Origin of the sequence: Enterobacter sp. PTB (assembly GCF_051130085.1) — a bacterium.
GTDB lineage: Bacteria > Pseudomonadota > Gammaproteobacteria > Enterobacterales > Enterobacteriaceae > Enterobacter > Enterobacter ludwigii.
Map to the genome: position 1 here is coordinate 1 of NZ_JBDKEE010000117.1, position 524 is coordinate 524.

The 524-nt window shown below is 54.0% G+C and carries 1 protein-coding gene; it reads right to left on the bottom strand.

Annotation, left to right across the window (positions count from 1 at the left end; translation table 11 throughout):
• On the bottom strand, positions 1 to 524 hold a 524-nt coding region (locus AAIR21_RS27855), incomplete at both ends, for a hypothetical protein (RefSeq protein WP_434682838.1).

Below are 524 nucleotides of genomic sequence, written 5' to 3' on the forward strand. Positions count from 1 at the left end.
TGCCTGAATCATCCGGCATGCCTTCCGTTGGTTTTTCATTCCCCTTGCCAAGCGCGGCATAAATCCCGCTCCCTTTGATGTCATATATGGAGGTCAGCAGAGTGCCGGGGTTTGGCAGTGCGCCGGTTTGTACTGCTGTGGGTGGGTTTTTCACAGAAAATAACAGCCCGGAGTTGCTCCAGTATTTTTCCGGGCTGGTCATGTCTCCGTTCTGGTTGTTGTAGATATGCAGCGCCATCTGACCACTGCTGGCTTGTTCAAGGAGAAAGCCATATTTGTTTCCGGCCCCATGTTGTTGCCACTTGAAGCCCACCCAGCCACTGGTCGTTGCTGCATTGATTAAACCCGAACCACCACCGTAATTACCACTGGCTGCGGTGGCAAAATATTTATAGATATCGGTGCCGTCCGGAATGGGTATCTCCGGGCCGCCTGTACCCATCCACCCGACAACAGTCGCCCGCCCTGCTGTCGTATCGGTCATGGAGGTGACGATATCTTTGAAAGCTGCAGTGCCCAGCCCG